Origin of the sequence: Mycobacterium cajalii (genome assembly GCF_045809005.2) — a bacterium.
Lineage (GTDB): Bacteria > Actinomycetota > Actinomycetes > Mycobacteriales > Mycobacteriaceae > Mycobacterium.
In genome coordinates this window covers 90,545-112,678 of record NZ_CM141436.1, presented here as the reverse complement: position 1 = coordinate 112,678, position 22,134 = coordinate 90,545, and the positions used below count along the sequence as shown (strand labels likewise).

Sequence of the window (22,134 nt, the reverse complement as noted above, 5' to 3'; positions counted from 1 at the left end):
GAGCATGGTGAGCCTTTCCTTCCCGCGCGTGCGGAGCACCCAAAATGGCCTGATTTAGGGACGTTTGGCCCTAGGGACGAGCGCTCACGGCTCGGAATACTGAGGCGCCGTATCGAATGCTGCGCCCGTTGCTGAACCTTGTGGAGGTAACTCGATGACCGCGGAAGCACCGCCCGTCGCCGGACTCGAAGCCCGTCGGCCCTTTCCACCGCGGCTCGGCCCCAAGGGCAGCCTCATCTACAAGATCATCAGCACCACCGACCACAAGACGATCGGCATCATGTACATGGTCGCCTGCTTCGCGTTCTTCTTCATCGGCGGCCTGATGGCGTTGTTGATGCGACTCGAGCTGGCGGCGCCCGGGCTACAGTTCCTGTCCAACGAGCAGTACAACCAGCTGTTCACCATGCACGGCACCGCGATGCTGCTGTTCTATGCGACCCCGATCGTCTTCGGGTTCGCCAACCTGGTGTTGCCCCTGCAGATCGGTGCGCCCGACGTGGCGTTCCCGCGGCTGAACGCGTTGTCGTTCTGGCTGTTCGTGTTCGGCGCGCTGATCGCGCTGGGCGGGTTCATCGTTCCCGGCGGTGCGGCCGATTTCGGGTGGACGGCCTACACCCCGCTGTCGCAGGCGGCGCACAGTGCCGGGGCGGGCGGTGACCTGTGGATCCTGGGCATCGGCGTCGGCGGCCTGGGCACCATCCTGGGCGCGGTCAACATGATCACCACCGTGGTGTGCATGCGGGCACCGGGGATGACCATGTTCCGGTTGCCGATCTTCACCTGGAACATCCTGATCACCAGCATCCTTGTGCTGGTGGTCTTTCCGCTGCTGACGGCCGCGCTGTTCGGGCTGGCCGCCGACCGCCACCTCGGCGCGCACGTCTACGACCCCGCCAACGGCGGGGTGATCCTCTACCAGCACCTGTTCTGGTTCTTCGGGCATCCGGAGGTGTACGTCATCGCGCTGCCGTTCTTCGGCATCGCCTCCGAGATCATCCCGGTGTTCTCCCGCAAGCCGATATTCGGCTACACGACACTGGTTTACGCGACGCTGTCGATCGCCGCGCTGTCGGTGGCGGTGTGGGCCCACCACATGTTCGCCACCGGGGCGGTGCTGCTGCCGTTCTTCTCGTTCATGACCTTCCTGATCGCCGTCCCGACCGGGATCAAGTTCTTCAACTGGATCGGCACGATGTGGCGGGGGCAGTTGACGTTCGAGACTCCGATGCTGTTCTCGGTCGGCTTCATGGCCACGTTCCTGCTCGGCGGCCTGACCGGCGTGATGCTGGCCAGCCCGCCGCTGGACTTCCATGTCAGCGACACCTATTTCGTGGTCGCGCACTTCCACTACACGCTGTTCGGCACCATCGTGTTCGCCACCTACGCCGGCATCTACTTCTGGTTCCCCAAGATGACGGGTCGCCTGCTCGACGAGCGGCTGGGCAAGCTGCACTTCTGGCTGACCCTGATCGGCTTCCACACCACCTTCCTGGTGCAGCACTGGCTCGGCAATTCGGGGATGCCCCGCCGCTACGCCGACTATCTGCCCACCGACGGCTGGCAGACACTCAACTTCGTGTCGACGACCGGGGCCTTCATCCTCGGGGTGTCGGTGCTGCCGTTCGTGTGGAACGTGTTCAAGAGCTGGCGCTACGGCGAACTGGTGACGGTCGACGACCCGTGGGGCTACGGCAACTCGCTGGAATGGGCCACGAGTTGCCCGCCGCCGCGGCACAACTTCACCGAACTGCCCCGGATCCGCTCCGAGCGGCCCGCGTTCGAACTGCATCATCCGCACATGGTGCAGCGGATGCGCGCCGAATCCTACGTCGGCCGCGGCAAGGCCCACGCCAAAACCGCGGAGCCGGCGCAGGTATGAGCTCGACGCCCGGTCACACTCGGCCGGCGCACGCCACGGCCCGGCTCATGCCGCGGTCACCTTGCCCGGAACGACGGCCGGCACCGGCGCGCTGTTGACGACGCTCAACCCCGCCAGCCGGCGCCAGGAGCGGATGGCGTGGCGGGTGACGTCCACGATCCGGGTGGCTTCGTCGTCCAGATTGGCCAGCCGGTGGGCGCGCAGTGCATTGCCGGCGACGGCATCCAGGGTGTCCGCGTCCTCGGTGTCGACGAGCGACGTCGACTGGTAAGCGGCCCGCACGGCGTACTTTTCGGCGCATGCCGACATCGGTGCACTCACGTCGCGGGCGGCGCGGGCGGCGGCGTCCCAGGCCGCGACCGGCGGCGTCTCGCCGGGGACCAGGCGGCGATGCAGTCCGGCGATATCGGTGATGGCTTGTGCCGCAGCACCGTTGGCGTACCGGATGACACCCCAGGGCGGGCTGGTCAGCAGTTTGACCACCCACGTGTGAATGACGTGGTCGGCGACGTCGGCGGTGCCCACCGTCAGCCAGCCCAGGTCGAGGACGAGGACCGCGTCCGCCGGGGACAGATAGCCGTCCGGTCCGGCCAGCCAGTCGTTGCACAACTGCACGAAGGAGGCGAGCGGACGCGCCGACGTGGCCGGGAAGTCGGTGACCCGCGCGTCGCCGTTGATGTAGGAGATGACGTTCATGGCGCACCCTTTGCCCGAGCCGGGCTGGTGGGACCCACGGGCCAGCCTCAGCGGGTGGGTGATGCGGTCAAAGTCCATGGGATCGCCTCCTGGGGGGCATCTTATGGCCGGGGGAACCGCGCGGCGCTCCGACACTTCGCCTTTCGTTTCGGGTGCCGCATTGCGCCTGCGGGACCGGTTGGGGGCGACTGGTTCGCGCCGGTACCGGCCGGGTTGACGGCCCGCTCCGGCATGGGACACGATGGCGGAAAGGCCAAGTGAACCGCAATACCGGGGGTGGGAATGGCTGACATCACCATGTTGATCCTCGCCGACCATGAACGGTTTCGCGAGCAGTTCGCCGAGCTGGACCTGCTGCAGGCGCAACCGGAGGTCGACGGCGCCGCGCTCGAGCGGGTCTGGCGACCGCTCGCCGACCAACTCGACGTGCATGCCTACATCGAGGAGAAGATCTTCTACCCGCAGCTCCTGCAGCGCGGCGCCGACGACCCCGAGGGCGAGACGCTCGACGCCATCGGCGATCACAACGACATCCGCGACGCGGTGCGCGCCGCCGACTCGGCGGAGGCCGGCTCCGCCGGGTGGTGGGACGCTGTCGGCCGCGCGCGCCAGGCCAACGACGAGCACATGAGCGAAGAGGAGCGAGAAGGGCTCTCGGATTTCCGGCGCCATGCCCCGATCGGCCTTCGCGAGGCACTCGGCCGGCAGTACAGCGAGTTCGTGGCCGAGCATCCCACCACCGAGGGGGTGCCGATCGTCGATCGCGACCCCGAAGGCTACGTCGAAGACGTCGAGAACGCGCGGCCCCGGCGCAGTGATTATTCGCTCGGCATCGGCAGCCTGAAGGGCGAGTGAGCGCCGGGCGGCATAGGACCCTCAGGACCCTCAGGACCCTCAGGTGGCGAAGATGTCGTCGCGCACCGTGGTCGCGTCCCGCGCGTCGGGATCGACGAACCACTCGCGCCCCGCGACCAACCCGTACGCCGCCGACGGCAGCAGCGCCAACAGCGGTTCCGCCGGCCCGGGCAGCTGGGACCGGTGCTGCGCGAGCGCCCGCTTCTTCTGCGCCACGAACGCTCGCACGTCGATCCGGTGGGTGATCGAGGACTGCGGGCTGTACGCGGAGGGAACGATTGCGGCGTCGTAGAAGTAGGGCAGGCGCAGGCGCCGGGCGATCCGGAGCCCGCGCATGAGCAGTTCACGCGGCATCGTCGCGTACACGATGCGTGGTGTGGCCGCCAGCCGTGCGGCGCGCTCGCCGACCTCGTGCACCTTGACGTGGTCGCGGTGGCCGTACCCGCCGTTGGCCTCGTAGCTGATGAGCAGGTCCGCGTGCTCTTCTCGCAGGACGTCGGCCATCCGCCGCGCGGCCTCGTCGGCGTCGGCCCGCGCGAAGCGGGTGCGGCCGGGCGGATCGGGGAAGAGGACCGGCCCGTAACCGCTGTCGGCATAGCCGAGGTGCGCCACCCGATGCACACCGAGCACGCCGGCGCTGGCGCGCAACTCCACCATGCGATCCACGGCCGGCCGGTCGCCGGGCTCGCCCACGAATCCATCCGTGGCGACGACGACGACAACCCGATGGCCCTCAGCCGCCGCACGGGCGAGCGTTCCGCCGGTCAGCAACACCTCATCGTCGGGATGGGCGTGGAACGCGACGACGGTGGCCATAGCGCAGCCTATCGAGCGGGCACGGCCGGTGGTTGCTCAACGCATGCGGGCGGCGGTGAAGAACTTGCTGCTGAGGAGGCGCTCGAAGACCGGCGGCAGGCCCTGGAACGGCCTTCCGTACTCGTTGGCGGCCTTGTCCACCAGGTCGACGCCGGTGACCTCCCAATCCCGTTCGGCGAGCCAGCTTTTGGTGTCCCGGCGCGGATCGTCGTACCAGAGGTCGGCGACCGGCGGCTGGGTACCGTCGTCGCCGGGCGGCATGCTCGCGGCGAACTCGGCCAGCTCCCCGGGCCGCGGGCCCAGTTCGGCCGCGACGTGACTCCCCGCGGCCGACAGTTCGTGCAGCTTTTCGAACAGCGCGTCCTGGGCGGGCCCGGGCAGGTAGGGCAGCAGGCCCTCCAGCGCCCACGCCGTCGGTTGGCCGGGGTCGAAGCCGGCCGCGGTCAGCGCGCCGCCCCAGTCCTCCCGCAGGTCGACGGCGACGGCGACGCGCGGTGCCGCCGGGACGGCCCCGCGCCGGTCCAGCACCTGCTGCTTGAACTCGAGCACCCGGGGCTGGTCGACCTCGAAGACCGTGCAGCCCGCCGGCCACGACAACCGGTAGGCGCGACTGTCCAGGCCCGCCGCCAGGATCACCGCCTGCCGCGCTCCGCTCCGACCGGCGCGGGCGAAGAAGTCGTCGAAGAATCGGGTGCGCACGCCCACCCACTGGGCGTTGACTCCCGCCGTGCTCGACAGGTCCGTGTTGGCCACCGCCGCAGCGAGATTCGGCTCGCCGGCGGCGGCTACGAAGCCGCCCGCGAACACGTCGTCCGCCAACGGCGGGTCCAGCGCGGCATCGAGCGCCCGCGCCGCGCACACGGCCAGCGCCGTGAAACCGACGCTCGTGACGATGTCCCAGGTGTCACCGGCAGTGCGGGCCACCACGACCTCCCCTCTTCGCCGGTACCGCCGCGGGTCTGCGCGCAGGACCGCACCCGGCAACCGGTATTTCGTTCGTATAACTAACTACAGTGTACGCCGGATTCCGGCGCGGTCGCGGGCGGGCGTGCCGGTGTGCGACGACGGTCACAAGCCGCCCACGATCTCGCAGGTTTGGGCTCCGCGGGCAGGGGGGATTATCCCGGCATGATCGCACGTCACCTCGCTCGTTTTCTCGGTCCGGCCGTCGTCGCCGCCTCCGGACTCAGCGCCTCCGTCCTCACCTCGTCCGCCGTTCCGCTCGCCGCCGCCCAGGGCTGCCCGGACGTCCAAGTGGTCGCCGCCCGCGGCACCGGGGAAGACCCCGGCCCCGGCCCGACCGTGCAGGCCTTCATCGACAACCTGCGCCCCCGCGTGGCCGGCAAGTCCTTCGACGTCTACTCGGTCAACTACCCCGCCAGCGACCAATGGGACACCGGCGTCGAGGGCGTCAAAGACGCTGGGGCACACGTGCTCTCCATGGCCCACCAATGCCCCAACACCAAGATGGTGCTCAGCGGCTACTCCCAGGGTGCGGCCATCATGGGCTTCGTCACCTCCCCCGCGGTGCCCGACGGCATCAACCCCGCCACCGTGCCCAAACCCCTGAGCCCCGAGGTCGCCAACCACGTCTCCTCGGTCGTGCTGTTCGGCACACCCAACGAGCGCGCCATGAGCTTTCTGGGCGAACCCAACCTCACCATCGGCCCGCTGTATCAGGCCAAGACCATCAAGGTCTGCGTCCAAGACGACCCGGTGTGCTCCGACGGGCTCAACTTCGCCGCCCACAACACCTACATCGACGACGTCAGCATGATCGACAAGGGCGCCGCCTTCGCCGCCAGCCGCATCAACGGCACCCCCGACCCCCAGGCACCGGTCTCCGTCGCGGGAGCTACCACCGGCGGGGGCTTCGGCAACTGACACCACCGGCCGCGCGCCCCCGGAATGACGGGCCCCCACTCGCGTTGAGTAATGCGGGTGAACGCGACAGCCAGGAGGTGGCGTGAAGGTCATCGGTTTCGAGGAGCACTACAAGCTTGCGGCCGTGTCGGAGGAACACCGCAGGCAGGGCAGCACGTCGGCGACCGACCTGCTCGCGGCGGCCGGCTACGGGGGCACCGGCCCCCAGGGCGAGTGGCCACCGGGCATCTACGACCTGGGTGCGGGGCGGATCGCGGCCATGGACGCCGCGGGCATCGACGTCCAGATCCTCTCGCACAGCGTCCCGGGACCCGAGACCCTCGAGCCGTCGGTGGCGGTGGAGCTGGCCAGGCAGGCCAATGACGCCGTGGCCGCCGCGGTCGGCGAGTACCCCGACCGGTTCCGTGGCTTCGCCACGCTGCCGATGCTCGCCCCGGAAGCGGCCGCGGCCGAGCTCGAGCGCACCGTCCGCGAGCGCGGCTTCGTCGGGGCGTTGGTCAACGGTCACGTCAACGGCCGCTACCTCGACGACCGCTTCTTCTGGCCGGTCTTCGAGACCGCCGAAAGCTTGGGCGTGCCAATCTATTTGCACCCCACCATCCCGCCACAGCCGGTGATCGACGCGTGTTACGGCGGCTTCGACCCGAAGATATCGGCGCGGTTGGCGGCCGCCGGCGTCGGCTGGCACATCGACACCGGGATCCACTGCCTGCGCCTGATCCTGGGCGGGGTGTTCGACCGGTTCCCGACGCTGCAGGTCATCGTCGGCCACCATTTCGAGGCGCTGACCTGGATGGGCTGGCGCGCCGACTACTCGTTCCCGCCCGAAGCGACCGGCCTCGAACGCACCGTCAAGGACTACCTTCGAGAGAACTTCTACGGCGGCATCCTCGCCGGCGACTTCTACAGCCAGGACCCCGGCGCGCTGGATCCCACGTGGAGCCTGTCGTTCACCGCCTACCAGGCCATGGTCGACGCCATCGGCATCGACCGCATCGTCTTCACCGCCGACTATCCCTACGGCAACATGACGGCGTGCCGGCGCTTCCTCGACCAGATGCCGATCAGCCCCGCCGACAAGGAGAAGATCGCCCACCGCAACGCCGAGCGCCTGCTCGGGCTGTGAGCCGACGGCCGATGACCCGGCTGATCGGCGCCCGCCTGCAGCGCCGCGAGGATCCGCCCCTGGTGCGCGGGGCCGGCACCTACGTCGGGGACCTGCGCGTGCCCGGCTGCCTGGAGGCCGCGTTCGTCCGCAGCGACGTCGCCCACGGTGAGCTGCGCGCGGTGGACCTGGCGCCGGCCCGGCGGCTGCCGGAGGTGGCCGGCGCCTGGTCGCACGCCGATCTGCCGGCGCTGCCCGACACCCCGCCGATGCTGGATCCGGAGTCCGTGCGCGGGCGCCCCTGGCCGGCCCTGGCCACCGGGCGGGTGCGCTACGTCGGGGAGCCGCTGGCGATCGTCGTCGCCGCCGACCGCTACCTGGCCGAGGACGCCCGCGACGCCGCGCGGGTCGACATCGCGCCGCTGCCGGTCGTCCTCGACCCGACCGAGGCCGCCGCGAGCGCCGTACGGCTGTTCCCCGGCTCGGACAACGTGGCCCTGCAGCGAGATTTCGGCGAGCCTATCGAGGACGCGGTGTGGCGCGACGCGGCCGTGGTGGTCGAGGCCGGCTACCGCCAGCAGCTGCTCGCCCACACCTACCTGGAGGCCCGGGCGATCCTGGTGGACCCGCGCCCCGACGGCGGCATGACGGTCTGGGCCTCGCACCAGGCGCCCCACCGGCTGCGCGCCGACCTGGCCGGCGCGTTCGGGTTGCGGACCGAACAGGTGCGCGTGATCGTGCCCGACGTGGGCGGGGCCTTCGGTGGGAAGAGCCAGACCTGGCCCGAATACCTGGCGGTGGTGGCGGCGGCGCTCCAGCTGGGCCGGCCGGTGCGGTGGTCCGAGGACCGCGCCGAGGCCCTGACCGGTCCACCGCACGGGCGCGGCCAGAACCAGCGGGCCCGCATGGCCGCCGACGCCGACGGCCGCATCCTGGCCTACGAGCTGCACATCGACGCCGACGTGGGCGCCTATCCGCACACCGGCGCGATCGTGCCGATGATCTCGGCGATGATCGCCACCGGCGCCTACGCGATCCCCCGCGTGCACGTGAAGACCCGCTCGGTGGTCACCAACACCGCCCCGACCAGCCCCTACCGGGGCGCCGGGCGGCCGGAGGCCGCGGCGGCGATCGAGCGGACCGTCGAGCTGCTGGCCCGGCGGCTCGGCATGGACCCGGCGGAGCTGCGGCGGCGCAATTTCATCGCGCCGCAAGACTTTCCCTACGCCACCCCGACCGGCTTCACCTACGACAGCGGTGACTACGCGGGCGCCCTGGCCGCCGCGCTGCGCGACCTGGACTACGCCGGGTGGCGCGCCGAACAGGCCCGCCGCCGCGACACCGGCGGGCGCCCGATCGGCATCGGGCTGTGCACCTATGTCGAACGCTCCGGCATGGGCGAGGAATTCGGCGCCGTCGAGGCGTGCCCGGACGGCGCCTTCGTGGCGTTGTCGGGTTGCTGCTCGACCGGCCAGGGCCACGCGACGTCGTTCCCGCAGGTCGTCGCCGACGTGCTGGACGTCGACGTCGACCGGGTGCGGCTGGTCGAGCGCGACACCGCCGTGATCCCCCGGGGCATCGGGTCGTTCGCGAGCCGGTCGATGCAGATCGGGGGCGCCGCGCTCTACCGGGCGGCCGGTGAGCTCATCGACGTCGCCCGGCAGCGGGCGGCCGAGAAGTGGGCGGTGCCGGTCGACGACGTCGGCTACGACGGCGGCGAGCTGGTCGCCGGCGACCGGCGCATGCCGCTGGGCGAGCTGGCCGGTGCGGGGCAGCTGCGGGCGGAGGTGACCACCGCGCCGCCGGAGGCGTTCCCGTTCGGCGCCTACGCCGCGGTGGTGGAGGTGGACCCGGAGCTGGGCGACGTCACGGTGTTGCGGATCGTCGCCGTCGACGACTACGGCGTCGTGGTCAACCCGCTGATCGTCGACGGTCAGGCCTACGGCTCGACCGTGCAGGGCCTCGGTCAGGCGCTGTACGAGGACGTCCGCTACGAACCCGACGGCACCCCCGCCGCGCGCAGCCTGCTCGACTACCTCATCCCGACGGTGTCCGAAGTGCCGCCGCTGGGCTTCGCCGAGACGTGCACTCCGAACCCGAACACGCCGCTGGGCGCCAAGGGCGCCGGCGAGTCCGGCTGCATCGGGGTGCCTCCGGCGATCGTCAACGCCGTCGTCGACGCGCTCGGCGTCGACGACCCGTCGGCGCTGCAGATGCCGCTGACCCCGTACACGTGCTGGAGCGCCGCGCGATGAAGCCCGCGCCGTTCGACTACGTCGCCGCGCAGAGCGCCGACGACGTCGTGGCCGCCCTCGCCGACGGCGACACCCACGTGCTGGCGGGCGGGCAGAGCCTGGTGCTGGAGATGAACTTCCGCCGCGCGCGGCCGCGCCGGCTCGTCGACATCAACGGCGTCGCCGGCTTCGGCGACATCGCCCTGGACGCGACGGTCCTGCGGATCGGCCCGCTGGTGCGGCACCGCGCCTTCGAGTCCGCCGCGATACCCGGTCCGTTGGGCGCGCTGTTGCAGCGGGCCGCCCACCACATCGCCCATCCGCCGATCCGCGCCCGCGGCACGATGGCGGGCAGCCTCGCCTACGCCCACCCGGCCGCCGAGTGGCCCGCGGTCGCCGCCGCGCTGGACGCCGAGATCGAGTTGCGCGGCCCCGCCGGCAGTCGCGTCGTGCGGGCCGGCGAGTTCTTCACCGGCCCGTTCCGCACCGCCCGACGCCCCGACGAACTGCTCGCCGAGGTGCGCCTGCCGTTGCTGCCGCCCGGCACCGGCGTGGGTTTCGTCGAACACCGGCGGACCCACGCCAGCTTCGCCCAGCTCGCGGTGCTGGCCGCGGTCACCGTCGGCGACGGCCGTGTCGTGTCCGCCTCGGTGGGGCTGGTCAACGCCGCCGATCGCCCGGTGCGGGCGACGTCGGCCGAGGCGGCGCTGATCGGCCGGCCGTTCGACGACGACGCCATCGCCGGCGCCGCGGCGGCCGCCGCCGCGCACGACGCCGACCCGCGCCCGCAGCCCCACGCCGACATCGCCTACCAGCGCCACGCGGTGGCCGTGCTCACCCGGCGCGCGCTCACCCAGGCCCGGGCCGGAGGCTGACGGGATGCGAATAACGTTGCGGGTCAACGGAGCCGGCTACGACATCGAGGTGCCGCCGCGCCGCACGCTGGCGGACGCGCTGCGGGAGGAGTGCGGGCTGACCGGAACCAATCTCGGCTGCGAGCACGGCGTCTGCGGGGCGTGCACGGTGCTGGTCGACGGCGACGCGGTGCGCTCGTGCCTGATGTTCGCCGTCCAGTGCGACGGCCGGCAGGTCCGCACCGTGGAGGGGCTGGCCGCGGCGGACGGCTCCGAGCACCCGCTGCAGGCGGCGTTCTCGGCCGAACACGCTTTGCAGTGCGGCTTCTGCACGCCGGGCTTCCTGATGCTGGTCGCGGGCGCGCTGGACGCCGATCCGGGCCTCGCCGAGGATCCCGAGCGGCTGCGGGAGCTGCTCACCTCCAACCTGTGCCGCTGCACCGGCTACGAGGCGATCCGCCGCGCCGTCGTCCGCGCCGCCCGCGCTACCCTGAGCCGGTGAGCGACCAGCGGGTGCTCGGCGGGGTGGTCCACGAACTGCCCGCGGACCTGCGCGACGCGCTCGTGGCCAACCCACTGGCGGCGTGGCAGGACATCACCTCGCTGGCGCGCAACGAGTTCATCTGCTGGGTCGAGGACGCCAAGCAGGAGAAGACCCGGCAGCACCGCATCCGCCGCACCGGCGAGGAGCTGGAGGAGGGCAAGCGCCGGCCCTGCTGCTGGCCCGGCTGCAGGCACCGCGAGCGCACCGGACGGTAGCCCGTCCCCGCCCGTCAGCCCTTGGCGAGGGTGAACTGCGCGATGTCGGTGTAGCCCTCGCGGAACAGGTCGGCGCAACCGGTCAGGTACTTCATGTACCGGTCGTAGACCTCCTGGGACTGGATCGCGACGGCCTCGTCGCGGTGCGACTCGAGCGCGGCCGCCCAGGTGTCCAGGGTGCGCGCGTAGTGCAGGCGCAGCTGCTGGACCCGCGTGACGGCCAAGCCGGCGGCCTGCGCGTGGTCCACGACGGCCTTGGCATTGGGCAGGTCTCCGCCCGGGAAGATCTCGTCCATGATGAATTTCATGAACCGGATCTTGGTCATGGTGATGGGCAGGCCGCGCTCGGCGAACTCCTCGTCGCTGGGCTTGATGATGGTGTGCAGCAGCATCACGCCGTCGGCGGGAAGCGCCTCGTAGGCCATCTTGAAGAAGTCGGTGTAGCGGTCGCGCCCGAAGTGCTCGAAGGCCCCGATCGACACGATCCGGTCCACCTTGTCGCCGAACTGCTCCCAGCCCTGCAGGAGCACCCGCTTGTCGCGCGGGGACGGATGCTGGTCGAGCCGTTGCTGCACATGGGCCTGCTGGTTGCGGCTCAGCGTCAGGCCGACCACGTTGACGTCGTAGCGCTCGAGCGCGCGAACCATCGTGGTGCCCCACCCGCAACCGACATCGAGCAGGGTCATGCCCGGCCGCAGCCCCAGCTTGCCCAGTGAGAGGTCGACCTTGGCGAGCTGCGCCTCCTCCAGCGTCATGTCGTCGCGCTCGAAGTAGGCGCAGCTGTAGGTCTGCGTCGGGTCCAGGAACAGCCGGTAGAACTCGTCGGAGAGGTCGTAATGGGCTTGTACGTCCTCGAAATGCGGTTCCAGACTGTCGGATTCGCTGCGTTCGTCGGGCAAGTCACAACCTCTGGTTTCGTGTCGGGTACGGCCGCGCGTGGTCGAAGCCGGCCGACGCGCTGCCGTGCTAGTCTATCCGGCCCGTTCGACCGGGCCGCCGACCGCGACCGGTGTGACCCCGGTCTCGATCGCGAAACACTTCCGCCCGACGTTTTCTGGCCGCCGCGCAACGGGAACGTCTATCTGCAGCCCATGCTCATCCCCGATCCAGGAGCAGACTTCTTCATGCCCGAAGCGATCCAGCTCGAACCGGTAACCCACGTCGCCGTCAACGTCGCCTGGGTGGTCGGCGCCGCGGCGGTCGCCTACGGCCTCGGCATGGCGCTGTCGTGGCTGCTGCAGCGCATCCACGGCCGCAGCGCCGTCGTCGACGACATCGAGGAGCTCACGCGGCGTCCGCTGCGCGCGATGCTGATGGTGATCGCCGCCAAGACCGCGGTGCACCACACCTCGGACCCGTCTTCGATGTGGCGCGCAGGAATCGACCACGCGCTGGTCATCGCGCTGATGGCGACCAACACCTGGCTGGTCGCCAGCCTGATCCTGGTCGCCGAGCGGCGCGCGATCGCCGGTTTCGCCGGTGGGGACAAGGCGATGACCGACGCCGACCGGCACCGGCGCAAGGTCCGGACCCAGATCACGGTGCTGCGCCGGCTGGTCGTCGCACTGGTCGTGGTGTTCGGTCTGGCGTCGGTTCTGATGACGTTCCCGGCATTCACCAACATCGGCAAGACGCTGTTCGCCTCGGCCGGCGTGTTCTCGGTGGTCGCCGGCCTGGCCGCACAGACCTCGCTCGGTGCCGCGTTCGCCGGAATCCAGATCTCGTTCTCCGACGCTATCCGCGTCGGCGACGTCGTGGTGGTGGAAGGCGAATGGGGCCGCATCGAGGAGATCACGCTGACCTACGTGGTCGTGCACATCTGGGACGAACGGCGCCTGGTGCTGCCGTGCACCTACTTCATCAAGACGCCGTTCCAGAACTGGACCCGCAACGCCACCGCGCTGCTGGGCACGGTCCAGCTCGACGTCGACTTCACGGTGCCGCTGGAGGCCATGCGCGCCGAACTGGACCGCCTCCTGCGCGCCGACGAGCTCTGGGACGGCCGCGCCGGCGTGCTGCAGGTCATCGATGCGGTGGACGGCTCGGTGCGGGTGCGCATCCTGGTCAGCGCCGCCGACGCGGGTTCGCTGTTCGACCTGCGCTGTCACGTCCGCGAGGGCATGGTCACCTGGCTGCAGCGCACCCAGCCGGGGGCGTTGTTGCGCCACCGGCTCGAGCACGCGACCGCCCGCGACGCGGACACCGTGCGGCCCCACGTCGGCGCCGGGCAGCCGCGCGCGGATTCCAGCCTGTTCACCGGCAGCCCCGGGGCCGAGGAACGCGGCCGCGCCTTCGAGGGCCCGGGCAGCGCGGACGACGAGGGCCGCGCCGACGACCGGGAGTTCGCGCACGCCCGCTCCCGCGGCGAGTGAGCCCGCGGGCCCGCGCGGTTGGCGGTTGACCGATCCGGGTATGCCCCGGCCGACTCATCTACGTGCGGGGGAAGGGCGATGGTCGGCTGGCTCGACAGGCTCCAGCGACGGAACCGGGCCGTCGGGTTGATCGTCGCCGTCATCTACAAGTACGCCGACGACCAGGGCGGTTATCTGGCCGCGCTGATCGCCTACTACGGGTTCGTGTCGCTGTTTCCGCTCCTGCTGGTGTTGACCACCGCCACCGGCCTCGGCGTGGTGCTGGCGGGCCGGCCCGGCCTGCAGCAGCAGATCGTGCACAGCACGCTGAGCCAGTTCCCGGTCATCGGCAGCCAGTTGCACCAACCGGAGGGACTCGGCGGCGGCGCGGCCGCCGTGGTCATCGGACTGCTGGGAGCCCTGTACGGCGGGCTGGGCATCGGCCAGGCCGTGCAGAACGCGATGGACTCGATCTGGGCCGTCCCCCGGGACCGGCGCCCGAACCCGATCCGATCGCGGCTGCGCAGCCTGCTGTTGCTGTTGGTGCTCGGCTCGGCGGCCATCACGGCGACCCTGCTGTCCGCGGTCGGCCAGGTGACCGGAGCCCTGGGTGTCTTCGGCGAGATCGTCGCCGCCGTGGCGGCGGTGGTGATCAACGCCTTCATCTGTCTGGTGGCCTACCGGGTCACCACCGCGCGCGACCTCACCTACCGCCAGGTGCTGCCCGGGGCGCTGGCGGCCGCGTTCGTCTGGCAGCTGCTGCAGTCGTTCGGAGCCGGATTCGTCGGGCACACCGTCAAGAAGGCCAGCGCCATCAACAGCGTTTTCGCGTTGGTGCTGGGGTTGCTGGGCTTCCTGTTTCTGGTGTCGGTGACGCTGGTGCTCTGCGCCGAGATCAACGTCGTCCTGGTGGAGCGGCTCCACCCCCGGGCGTTGCTGAGCCCCTTCACCGACGACGCGGACCTGACGCCCGCCGACCGCAGGATCTACGCCAAGAAGGTCCGGGCCGAACGGCTCAAGGGCTTTCAGCGCGTCAGCGTCAGGTTCGGCGACCTCGACGACAGACCGACCCGCGTGGGGTGAGCGATGGAGCCGCCGAATCCGCTGCGGCAGAACGCCTTCGTGCGCGCCCGCGGGGGGCCGGTCACGAAACGAAAAGGACCGCGCGCAGATGTCCGGCGAACGAACGCCCGATTCGCTCCGGGAGCGGCGCCGACCGAGACTGAACTGTCCGGATCAGCGTCGGCGGACACAGATCCGTTGTCCGCGTTGCCGATAGCCGGGCCCGGGTGACCGGCGCTGCCGGCAGAGTTGCGGGCGGTCGAGTGTGCAGCCGGGCGACGCCGGCCGTGCCATCGCCGCGGACTGGGCTGCCGTGTGTCTCTGCGACAACGATTCAGAGGTTCAGATCAGGGGGCAGTCAATGACGTTGAGCCAAAGCAACATAGGGTCCGGCGTTACCTGCTACGGCGGGGGCCGTCTCACCGATTGCGACGGGGCCTGGGTGCAGGCACAGGCGCGCAACGGCGCCATGGTCATCCGGCTGGGCGGCGACGTCGAGCGCGCCAACATCGAGAGCGTGACGGCCGCGCTCATCCGGTTCATCTCGGTGCGCACGCCCCTGGTGGTGGACCTGCGCAAGCTCCGTTCGCTGAGCCGGTCCGGGTGGCGGGCCCTCGTGGCGCTGAGCTACTGGTACCGCGAAGCCGGCGTGCCGATGGTCGCGGTCGAGGGGCCGGCGCTACGGCCCCACCTGGGTTCGCTCGAGGACTCTTCGGTACTCGCCGTCGCCGGGTCGCTGGACCAAGCCATGCGGCGGCTGGGGCCGGCCCGGCGCACGCATCCGTCCCGAACGTCCGGGCCACCCATCGTCGCGCGGCCGCACACCCGGTGCTGAACGACGGATGCCGCACCCCTGTTGCCTCGTGTCAAGATGCGCGCGAGGATTGATTCGTTGCCTCATTCGAGGATGCGCGCGTAACGGGGGCTTTTTTGGCCGGCCCGGCCTTGCTGGTGGTGATCGTGAGTAGCTCTGTGGTCAGGGCCTGGATCTGGCGTTGCACGGCGGCTGGGTTGATGCCGGTGTAGGTGTCGGCGAGGATCGCCTTGTCCTGGGCGCAGACCGCCTCGTGGCGCTCCGCGCGACGATGCGGGGTGGTGGCCTTGTCGTGTTTTTTGCTGACCTTCGCGCCGACACGGGTCTTCGAAACGAGTTTTTGCTGCGGGTAGAAGTAGTTGGTCAGCAGTGACTGCAATACCCAGATCTTGTTGAGCAGCAACAGTTCCGCGGTGGTGTCGTAACGGTGGTAGCCGACCACGGTGCGCACGATCGCCCAGTTCTTCTGCTCCACGTGGCAACCGTCGTTGGAGTTGCCTGGCCGTGAGCGGGTGAAGGTGATCTTCCGCTGCTCGCACCAGGCCAACAGGTGATGATTGATGAACTCACTTCCGTTGTCACTGTCTACGCCCAGGATCGGGAACGGCATGGCCTTCGCGATATCGTCCAACGCCGCGAGCACCCATTTACGGGCCTTGTTGGGCACGCTGCGGTTCTCGGTCCACCCGGTGGCGATGTCGGTGACGGTCAGCGTGTAAGCGTGCTCACCAGCGGCGTTGCCGCCCTCATGGCCGACCAGGTCGATCTCAACGAACCCGGGCACCGCGTCGTCCCAGTCCGCCCAGGTGCGGATCGGGATCTGGGATTTGAGCAGTGATCCCGGCTTGGTATGGCTGCGGCCCTTGAGCTCGTGGCGCTTGCGCTCGGGGGCCAGGCGGCGGTCGATGGTGGCCGCCGACATGCCCACCAGCAGCGCCGCGGTGTCGTCATCGATGATCAGCTCGCCGAACCGGCGCAAGATCGCCACCAACTCGTCGAGCATCGGCGCCAGTCGTTTGCCGGCGGGCATTCCCAGCACCGCCCAGCAGAACGTCAGCGCCGCAATAACTTTCGGCCCATACTTCGGTGGACGCGGCGCCCTGATCTTGACGACCTTCGGGCGCAGTGCATTCTTCAATGCCTTGCGTGCATGGTTGCGGTGCCAGCCGGTGGTAGCACACAACTCATCGAGGATCCGGCCCTTGCCGGCCTTGTCAGCTCGCGCGTAGCGGGTCGCGATCGCCTTCGTCACAGCCTTGCGTTGACTCACCGTCAGTCCCATCCTCTGGGCCTATCCAGCGATACATCTCCGGCCGGGTAGGCGCGCCGCACGCGCGCATTCTCAGCTGAGGCAACGAATGGGTCTACGCGCGCATTTTTGGTGAGTCAACGCGCGCCGTTGACCCGCGACGACGTGCAGCGGATGCTTCGCCGCGTCGAGGCGGCCGAGAGGGCCGCCGAGATCCGGCGGCGAACATCGGGAATGCGCTCCTGCCGTCCCCGGCGACCGCCATCGTGACCCGCTGACGGGGTGATCCCCGGCAAACGGATCGCCCGGGGGGGCGCGGCGCCGGGGACCGCGCCCGCGGGGCCGGCGCCACGGTGGGCCGCATCCGGCAAGGGCCGTCGCGGCAGCATCGATCGTGTGGAAAATCCCCGCGCGGGTATATCGCTCGGGTGCCGTCCGCCCAGGATCGTGTCAGCGCCCGCGTCGTGTCCCCGAACAGCATGGCGCCGGCCGCCGCCGTCGCCGTGCCGGTGCGGACCCGGTGATGGCAAATCCCCGACCGGTCTCCGACGCGCTGCGCCGCCTGGCCGCGGCGCACGGGGTGGCGACCTCCTACCGCAACGAGCGCCGCGAGCCGGTCGAGGTCGACGCAGAGGTGGTGGTCCGGGTCCTCGGGCTGCTCGACGTCGACGCCGGCACCGAAGCCGGACGCCGGCGCGAGTTGGCCCGCCTGGCCGAGCGCAACCGGGCCGGGGCGCTGCCGCCGACCGTGGCCGTGCGGGTGGACGGCCGCCCCCGGCCGATGCCCGGGGCCGCCGCGCTGGTGCGCGACGACGGCTACCGGTTCGAGGTGCGCGACGAGATACCGGCGGGGCTGTTACCCGGCTGGTACCGGCTGCACACCCGCGACGGCCGGGAGGCCACCCTGGTGGCCGCCCCGCCGCAGGTGCCGACGGCCCCGGCCGCCTGGGGGTGGATGCTGCAGCTGTATGCGCTGCGCTCGGCCCGCTCGTGGGGCGTCGGCGACCTGGGCGACCTGCGGGAGTTCGTCGAGTGGACCGGCGCCGAGCACGGGGCCGGCGCGGTGCTGCTCAACCCGCTGCATGCGCCCGGGCCGACGCACCCGGTGCAACCGTCCCCCTACACGCCGTCGAGCCGGCGGTTCGCCAACCCGCTGGCCCTGCGCGTCGAGGACCTCGACGCCTACCGGCGAGCCGACCCGGTCACGCGCGCGGAGGTGGACGCGCTGCGGGTCTCGCCCACGACCGAGCGGATCGACTACGACCTCGTGTGGGCGGCCAAGCGGTCGGCGCTGGAGTTGCTCTGGCGCGCCGAGGGCCGCCCCGACCCGTTCGACGCGCCGCCGGCCGGCTCGGCCGCGCTGGGGGACTTCGCCACCTACTGCGCGCTGGCCGAGCGGCACGGCGGCCGGTGGTCCCGATGGCCGCGGCCGCTGCGCGACGTCGCGGGGCCCGCAGTCGCCGCCGCACGCCGGGAGCTGGCGCCGCGGGTGGCGTTTCACGCGTGGGTCCAGCAACGCTGCGCCGAGCAGCTGGTCGCGGTGCGCGACGCGGCGCGGGGCGCGGGCATGGCCCTGGGCGTGCTGCACGACCTCGCGGTGGGAGTCGACGCCGACGGCGCCGACGCGTGGGCGCTGGCCGACGTGCTCGCCACCGGGGTGAGCGTGGGGGCGCCGCCGGACAACTTCACCCCGCGCGGCCAGGACTGGGGGCTGCCGCCGTGGCGGCCGGACCGCCTGGCGCGCACGGGCTACGCCGCGCTGCGCGACATGCTGCGCGCCGTCCTGTCCCACGCCGACGGCCTGCGGATCGACCACGTCGCCGGGTTGTGGCGGCTGTGGTGGATCCCGCCGGGCGACGGCCCGGACCGCGGCACCTACGTGCACTACGACGCCGACGTGATGCTCGCGGTGCTGGCGCTGGAGGCGCACCGGGCCGGCGCCACCGTCGTCGGCGAGGATTTGGGCACCGTCGAACCGGAGGTCACCGACGCGCTGGCCGGCAACGGGATGCTCGGGTGTGCGGTGTCGTGGTTCACCCGCGACGAGTCCGCGCCCGGCGAGCCGCTGCTGCCGCCGCAGCGGTGGCCGTCGCGGGCGGCGGCCAGCCTGTCCACCCACGACCTGCCCACCGCGGCGGGATTCCTGCGGGGCGAGCACGTGCAGGCGCGCGCCGATCTGGGGCTGCTCGACGACGTGCCGGCCGAACGGGCCGCGGCCGACCGGGAGCGGGCCGAGTGGCTGGCGTTGCTGCGCTCCGAGGGCCTGCTGCCGGATGCCGGCGAGCCCGACGAGCCCGACGAGCCGGCGATCATCGCCGCGATGCACAGGCTGCTGGCGGCAACCCCGTGCCGGCTCAAGTTCGTCTCGCCCTACGACGTGCTCGCCGAACCCCGCCAGCCGAACCTGCCCGGCACGGTCGACGCGTACCCGAACTGGCGGCTGCCGCTGCCGCAAACCCTCGAGCAGCTGCGCGCCGATCCCCGGGTCGGCGAGATCGTCGACGCGTTCGCGGCCCCCGACAGCCCCTAGGGCGGCCCGGAAAGTCCGTTGCGGCATTCGCGTGTAGCCGAGGCCCGCATTGGCTAAAGGGGGAGTAGAGCGGTTCTGCGGTGGACGGCTCAGCCCGAAGGAATGGGGTCGACAACGATGAAACCGATTTCGCCCATGGACGCCATGTTCCTGCTCGGCGAGTCCCGCGAACACCCGATGCACGTGGGGTCGTTGCAACTCTTCCAGCCACCCGAGGACGCCGGACCCCACTTCGTGCGCGAGTCCTATCAGGCCATGCTCGAACGCACGCAGATCCAGCCGACTTTCCGCAAGCATCCGGCGTTCTTCGGCGGCGTCACCAACTTCGCCTGGTCCTCGGACAAGGACGTCGAACTCGACTACCACCTGCGCCGCTCCGCCCTGCCCGAGCCGGGCCGCGTCCGCGACCTGCTCGAGTTGGCTTCCCGGCTGCACGGCAGCCTGCTCGACCGGCACCGCCCCCTGTGGGAGGCGCACCTCATCGAGGGCCTGCGCGACGGGCGCTACGCGGTGTACACGAAGTTCCATCACTCCCTCATGGACGGGGTGTCGGCGCTGCGGTTGATGCAGCGCGCGTTCACCACCGACCCCGACGACGACGAGATCCGGACGCCGTGGAGCCTGGGCCCGCGCCAACGCAAGGCGCCCCGGCGGCGGCCGTCGCTGCTCGAGCAGGCCGGCCGCACGGCAGGTTCGGCGTTCACGCTGGCGCCGTCCACGCTGCGGCTCGCGCGGGCTGCGCTGCTCGAACAGCAACTGACCCTGCCGTTCCGGGCGCCGCGCACGATGTTCAACGTGCGCATCGGCGGCGCGCGCCGGGTCGCGGCGCAGTCCTGGTCGCTGGACCGCATCAAGGCGGTCAAGTCCGCGGCCGGCGTGACGGTCAACGACGTCGTGCTGGCCATGTCGGCCGGGGCGCTGCGCGCTTACCTGCTCGAGCAGGGCGCCCTGCCGGACCGCCCGCTGACCGCGATGGTGCCGGTCAACCTGCGCAAGGAGGACGACGACCGCAGCGGCAACATGGTGGGCACGTTCCTGTGCAACCTGGCCACCGACGTCGACGATCCCGCCAAGCGCCTCGAGGTCATCAGCGCATCGATCCGCGACACCAAGGACGTGTTCGGCCAGCTGCCCCGGGTGCAGCAGCTGGCCCTGTCGGCGTTCAACGTCGGGGGGCTCGCCTTCGGGCTGATCCCCGGCTACCTCTCGAACGCCGCGCCGCCGTTCAACATCGTCATCTCCAACGTCTCGGCCGGCCGCTCCGAGCCGCTGTACTGGCGGGGTGCGCGCCTGGACGGCAGCTATCCGCTGTCGATCGCGCTCGACGGGCAGGCGATGAACATCACCGTGACCAACAACGCCGACAACCTCGACTTCGGCTTGGTCGGCTGCCGCCGCAGCGTCCCGCACCTACAGCGGCTGTTGGGCCAGCTGGAGACGTCGCTGAAAGACCTGGAACGCGCCGCCGGCGCGTGAGAGGACCCGAGACCGCGACGGCGGCTCAGGGCACCAACATGGCCGACCCGGACACGCCCCCGGACGCCACCCCGCCGGTGGACCCGGTGGCGTAGTCCAGGCACACCGTGGTACCGCTGGGCCGGGCGCTGATGGTGCAGTGGTCGGCGAGGGTGTGCATCAGCATGATGCCGCGCGACGCGGCAGGGTCGTCGGGTTTCCTCGTCCGGGGCCGCTGCCAGGTTCCGCGGTCACTGACGCGCACGCTGATGCAGTGCGCGGACGGGTCGTGGCTGGCCTCGAGCCGCATGGTGCCGACCGTGTCCCGGGCGCAGTAGGCGTGTTCGACGCAGTTGGCCAGCGCCTCGTTGACGCCGAGGATGATGTCCTCGCGCACCTCGGCGGAGGGCCGCGCCACCTCCCGGAGCCAGCGCTGCAGGGCGCGGCGCAGCTGCGCCGCGGTCGTGGCGTCCGCGGCACCGGCGCAGACCAGCCGCCCGGGAGCGGCCATCGGTGAACGTCGACCCATGCCGGTGGACATACCCAGTTCCGGCCCGGGCGATAACGTTCCAAGTCTCGGTTTGGACACAGATTGGGTACAGGTTCAAGATCGGTCGCACCCCCACGAGACACAGAAGGATGCCATGGAGTTTCGCGTTTTCGTCGAGCCGCAGCAGGGCGCCCGCTACTCCGACCAGCTCGCCGTCGCCCGCACCGCCGAACAACTCGGCTTCGCGGCCTTCTTCCGCTCCGACCATTACGTGGCGATGAGCGGCGACGGCCTGCCCGGGCCGACCGATTCCTGGGTGACGCTCGGCGCCCTCGCGCGCGAGACGTCGAGCATCCGGCTGGGCACCCTGGTGAGCTCCGCGACGTTCCGCTACCCGGGCCCGCTGGCCATCGCGGTGGCCCAGGTCGACGAGATGAGCGGCGGGCGCGTCGAACTGGGCCTGGGCAGCGGCTGGTTCGAGAAGGAGCACCGGGCCTACGGCATCCCGTTCCCGCCGCTGCGGGAGCGCTTCGACCGGCTCGCCGAGCAGCTGGCGATCGTCACCGGGCTGTGGACGGCCGAACCGGGCACGACGTTCGACCACGCCGGCGAGTACTACACGATCGCCGGCTCACCGGCGCTGCCCAAGCCGGTCCAGCGTCCGCACCCGCCAATCGTGATCGGCGGCCTCGGCGCCAACCGCACCCCCCGGCTGGCCGCGCAGTACGCGGCCGAGTTCAACGTGCCGTTCCAGCCGCTGGACGCCGTCGCGACGCAGTTCGGGCGGGTGGCCGAGGCGGTCGTCGCGGCGGGCCGGCCGGCCGACTCGATCGTCTACTCGTGCGCGTTCGTGGTCTGCGCCGGACGCGACGACGCCGAGGTCGCCCGGCGCGCCGACGCGATCGGTCGCGACGTCGACGAGCTGCGCTCCAACAGCCCGCTGGTCGGCACGCCCGGCGAGATCGTCGAGAAGCTGGCGCCGTGGCGCGACATCGGCGTGCGCCGCGTCTACACGCAGCTGCTCGACCTGTCCGATCTGGAGCACCTGGAACTGCTGGCGGGTGAGGTCATTCCCCAGCTGCGCTGACGCCCGCCGCC

20 protein-coding genes are annotated in these 22,134 nt (G+C 71.1%); 14 read left to right on the top strand and 6 right to left on the bottom strand.

Annotated elements, in window-relative coordinates; all coding sequences use genetic code 11:
* Nucleotides 1-154 precede the first annotated feature (154 nt).
* Entirely contained in the window at nucleotides 155-1,882 is a 1,728-nt protein-coding gene (gene ctaD / locus ACJ512_RS00570; protein ID WP_407687980.1) for an aa3-type cytochrome oxidase subunit I, read from the top strand.
* Nucleotides 1,883-1,927: 45 nt separating this feature from the next.
* Here the strand turns inward: ctaD and ACJ512_RS00565 are convergent, their stop codons facing one another.
* Nucleotides 1,928-2,656 (bottom strand): hypothetical protein, encoded by a 729-nt coding sequence (locus ACJ512_RS00565; protein WP_407687981.1) that lies wholly within the window; start codon nucleotides 2,654-2,656, stop codon nucleotides 1,928-1,930.
* A 204-nt stretch (nucleotides 2,657-2,860) separates the two neighbouring features.
* Here ACJ512_RS00565 and ACJ512_RS00560 point away from each other — a divergent pair, with 204 nt between their 5' ends.
* The gene (locus ACJ512_RS00560) at nucleotides 2,861-3,433 is read left to right on the top strand and encodes a hemerythrin domain-containing protein (protein ID WP_407687982.1); all 573 of its coding nucleotides are present in this window, start codon (nucleotides 2,861-2,863) and stop codon (nucleotides 3,431-3,433) included.
* Between the two features lie 39 nt (nucleotides 3,434-3,472).
* Here ACJ512_RS00560 and ACJ512_RS00555 read toward each other — a convergent pair whose 3' ends face one another.
* Nucleotides 3,473-4,249, bottom strand: coding sequence for a PIG-L deacetylase family protein (locus ACJ512_RS00555; protein WP_407687983.1), 777 nt, complete (start codon nucleotides 4,247-4,249; stop codon nucleotides 3,473-3,475).
* A gap of 36 nt (nucleotides 4,250-4,285) precedes the next feature.
* A complete protein-coding gene (locus ACJ512_RS00550; RefSeq protein WP_407687984.1) occupies nucleotides 4,286-5,173 on the bottom strand; it encodes an SAM-dependent methyltransferase in 888 nt (295 codons plus the stop codon).
* 204 nt (nucleotides 5,174-5,377) lie between these two features.
* On the opposite strand from ACJ512_RS00550, the gene ACJ512_RS00545 reads away from it, so the two are divergent.
* From ACJ512_RS00545 to ACJ512_RS00520, 6 genes are all read left to right on the top strand, one after another.
* Nucleotides 5,378-6,133, top strand: coding sequence for a cutinase family protein (locus ACJ512_RS00545; protein WP_461479932.1), 756 nt, complete (start codon nucleotides 5,378-5,380; stop codon nucleotides 6,131-6,133).
* An 82-nt stretch (nucleotides 6,134-6,215) separates the two neighbouring features.
* Complete coding sequence (locus ACJ512_RS00540; protein WP_407689328.1) at nucleotides 6,216-7,259, top strand: amidohydrolase family protein; 1,044 nt, start codon at nucleotides 6,216-6,218, stop codon at nucleotides 7,257-7,259.
* An 11-nt stretch (nucleotides 7,260-7,270) separates the two neighbouring features.
* Entirely contained in the window at nucleotides 7,271-9,493 is a 2,223-nt protein-coding gene (locus ACJ512_RS00535) for a xanthine dehydrogenase family protein molybdopterin-binding subunit (protein WP_407689327.1), read from the top strand.
* Nucleotides 9,472-10,347 carry an FAD binding domain-containing protein gene (locus ACJ512_RS00530; protein ID WP_407689326.1) on the top strand — a complete coding sequence of 292 codons (876 nt, stop codon included), beginning with the start codon at nucleotides 9,472-9,474 and terminating at the stop codon, nucleotides 10,345-10,347. Before ACJ512_RS00535 ends, ACJ512_RS00530 begins: the two co-directional genes overlap by 22 nt.
* Nucleotides 10,348-10,351: 4 nt before the next feature.
* Complete coding sequence (locus tag ACJ512_RS00525; RefSeq protein WP_407689325.1) at nucleotides 10,352-10,828, top strand: (2Fe-2S)-binding protein; 477 nt, start codon at nucleotides 10,352-10,354, stop codon at nucleotides 10,826-10,828.
* Nucleotides 10,825-11,085 (top strand): YdeI/OmpD-associated family protein, encoded by a 261-nt coding sequence (locus ACJ512_RS00520; RefSeq protein WP_407689324.1) that lies wholly within the window; start codon nucleotides 10,825-10,827, stop codon nucleotides 11,083-11,085. The genes ACJ512_RS00525 and ACJ512_RS00520 overlap by 4 nt, the downstream gene beginning before the upstream one ends.
* Nucleotides 11,086-11,099: 14 nt before the next feature.
* Here ACJ512_RS00520 and ACJ512_RS00515 read toward each other — a convergent pair whose 3' ends face one another.
* On the bottom strand, nucleotides 11,100-11,984 hold the full coding sequence (locus tag ACJ512_RS00515; protein WP_407689323.1) for a cyclopropane mycolic acid synthase family methyltransferase: 885 nt from the start codon (nucleotides 11,982-11,984) through the stop codon (nucleotides 11,100-11,102).
* Nucleotides 11,985-12,209: 225 nt separating this feature from the next.
* Between ACJ512_RS00515 and ACJ512_RS00510 the strand changes: the two genes are divergently transcribed.
* The 3 genes from ACJ512_RS00510 to ACJ512_RS00500 all read left to right on the top strand — a co-directional run bounded on the left by ACJ512_RS00510 (nucleotide 12,210) and on the right by ACJ512_RS00500 (nucleotide 15,333).
* Complete coding sequence (locus tag ACJ512_RS00510) at nucleotides 12,210-13,457, top strand: mechanosensitive ion channel family protein (RefSeq protein ID WP_407689322.1); 1,248 nt, start codon at nucleotides 12,210-12,212, stop codon at nucleotides 13,455-13,457.
* Between the two features lie 78 nt (nucleotides 13,458-13,535).
* Nucleotides 13,536-14,519: a YihY/virulence factor BrkB family protein gene (locus tag ACJ512_RS00505; protein ID WP_407689321.1), complete on the top strand. Its 984-nt coding sequence runs from the start codon at nucleotides 13,536-13,538 to the stop codon at nucleotides 14,517-14,519.
* 421 nt (nucleotides 14,520-14,940) lie between these two features.
* The gene (locus tag ACJ512_RS00500; RefSeq protein ID WP_407689320.1) at nucleotides 14,941-15,333 is read left to right on the top strand and encodes an STAS domain-containing protein; all 393 of its coding nucleotides are present in this window, start codon (nucleotides 14,941-14,943) and stop codon (nucleotides 15,331-15,333) included.
* A 31-nt stretch (nucleotides 15,334-15,364) separates the two neighbouring features.
* Here the strand turns inward: ACJ512_RS00500 and ACJ512_RS00495 are convergent, their stop codons facing one another.
* Nucleotides 15,365-16,594 (bottom strand): transposase family protein, encoded by a 1,230-nt coding sequence (locus ACJ512_RS00495; protein WP_407689821.1) that lies wholly within the window; start codon nucleotides 16,592-16,594, stop codon nucleotides 15,365-15,367.
* Nucleotides 16,595-17,084: 490 nt separating this feature from the next.
* Here ACJ512_RS00495 and malQ point away from each other — a divergent pair, with 490 nt between their 5' ends.
* Both malQ and ACJ512_RS00485 read left to right on the top strand, forming a co-directional pair.
* Complete coding sequence (malQ, locus tag ACJ512_RS00490) at nucleotides 17,085-19,091, top strand: 4-alpha-glucanotransferase (protein ID WP_461479931.1); 2,007 nt, start codon at nucleotides 17,085-17,087, stop codon at nucleotides 19,089-19,091.
* A gap of 117 nt (nucleotides 19,092-19,208) precedes the next feature.
* Nucleotides 19,209-20,567 carry a WS/DGAT/MGAT family O-acyltransferase gene (locus ACJ512_RS00485; RefSeq protein ID WP_407685470.1) on the top strand — a complete coding sequence of 453 codons (1,359 nt, stop codon included), beginning with the start codon at nucleotides 19,209-19,211 and terminating at the stop codon, nucleotides 20,565-20,567.
* Between the two features lie 25 nt (nucleotides 20,568-20,592).
* Here ACJ512_RS00485 and ACJ512_RS00480 read toward each other — a convergent pair whose 3' ends face one another.
* The gene (locus tag ACJ512_RS00480) at nucleotides 20,593-21,057 is read right to left on the bottom strand and encodes an ATP-binding protein (protein ID WP_407685469.1); all 465 of its coding nucleotides are present in this window, start codon (nucleotides 21,055-21,057) and stop codon (nucleotides 20,593-20,595) included.
* A gap of 133 nt (nucleotides 21,058-21,190) precedes the next feature.
* Here ACJ512_RS00480 and ACJ512_RS00475 point away from each other — a divergent pair, with 133 nt between their 5' ends.
* On the top strand, nucleotides 21,191-22,123 hold the full coding sequence (locus tag ACJ512_RS00475) for an LLM class F420-dependent oxidoreductase (RefSeq protein ID WP_407685468.1): 933 nt from the start codon (nucleotides 21,191-21,193) through the stop codon (nucleotides 22,121-22,123).
* Nucleotides 22,124-22,134 lie beyond the last annotated feature (11 nt).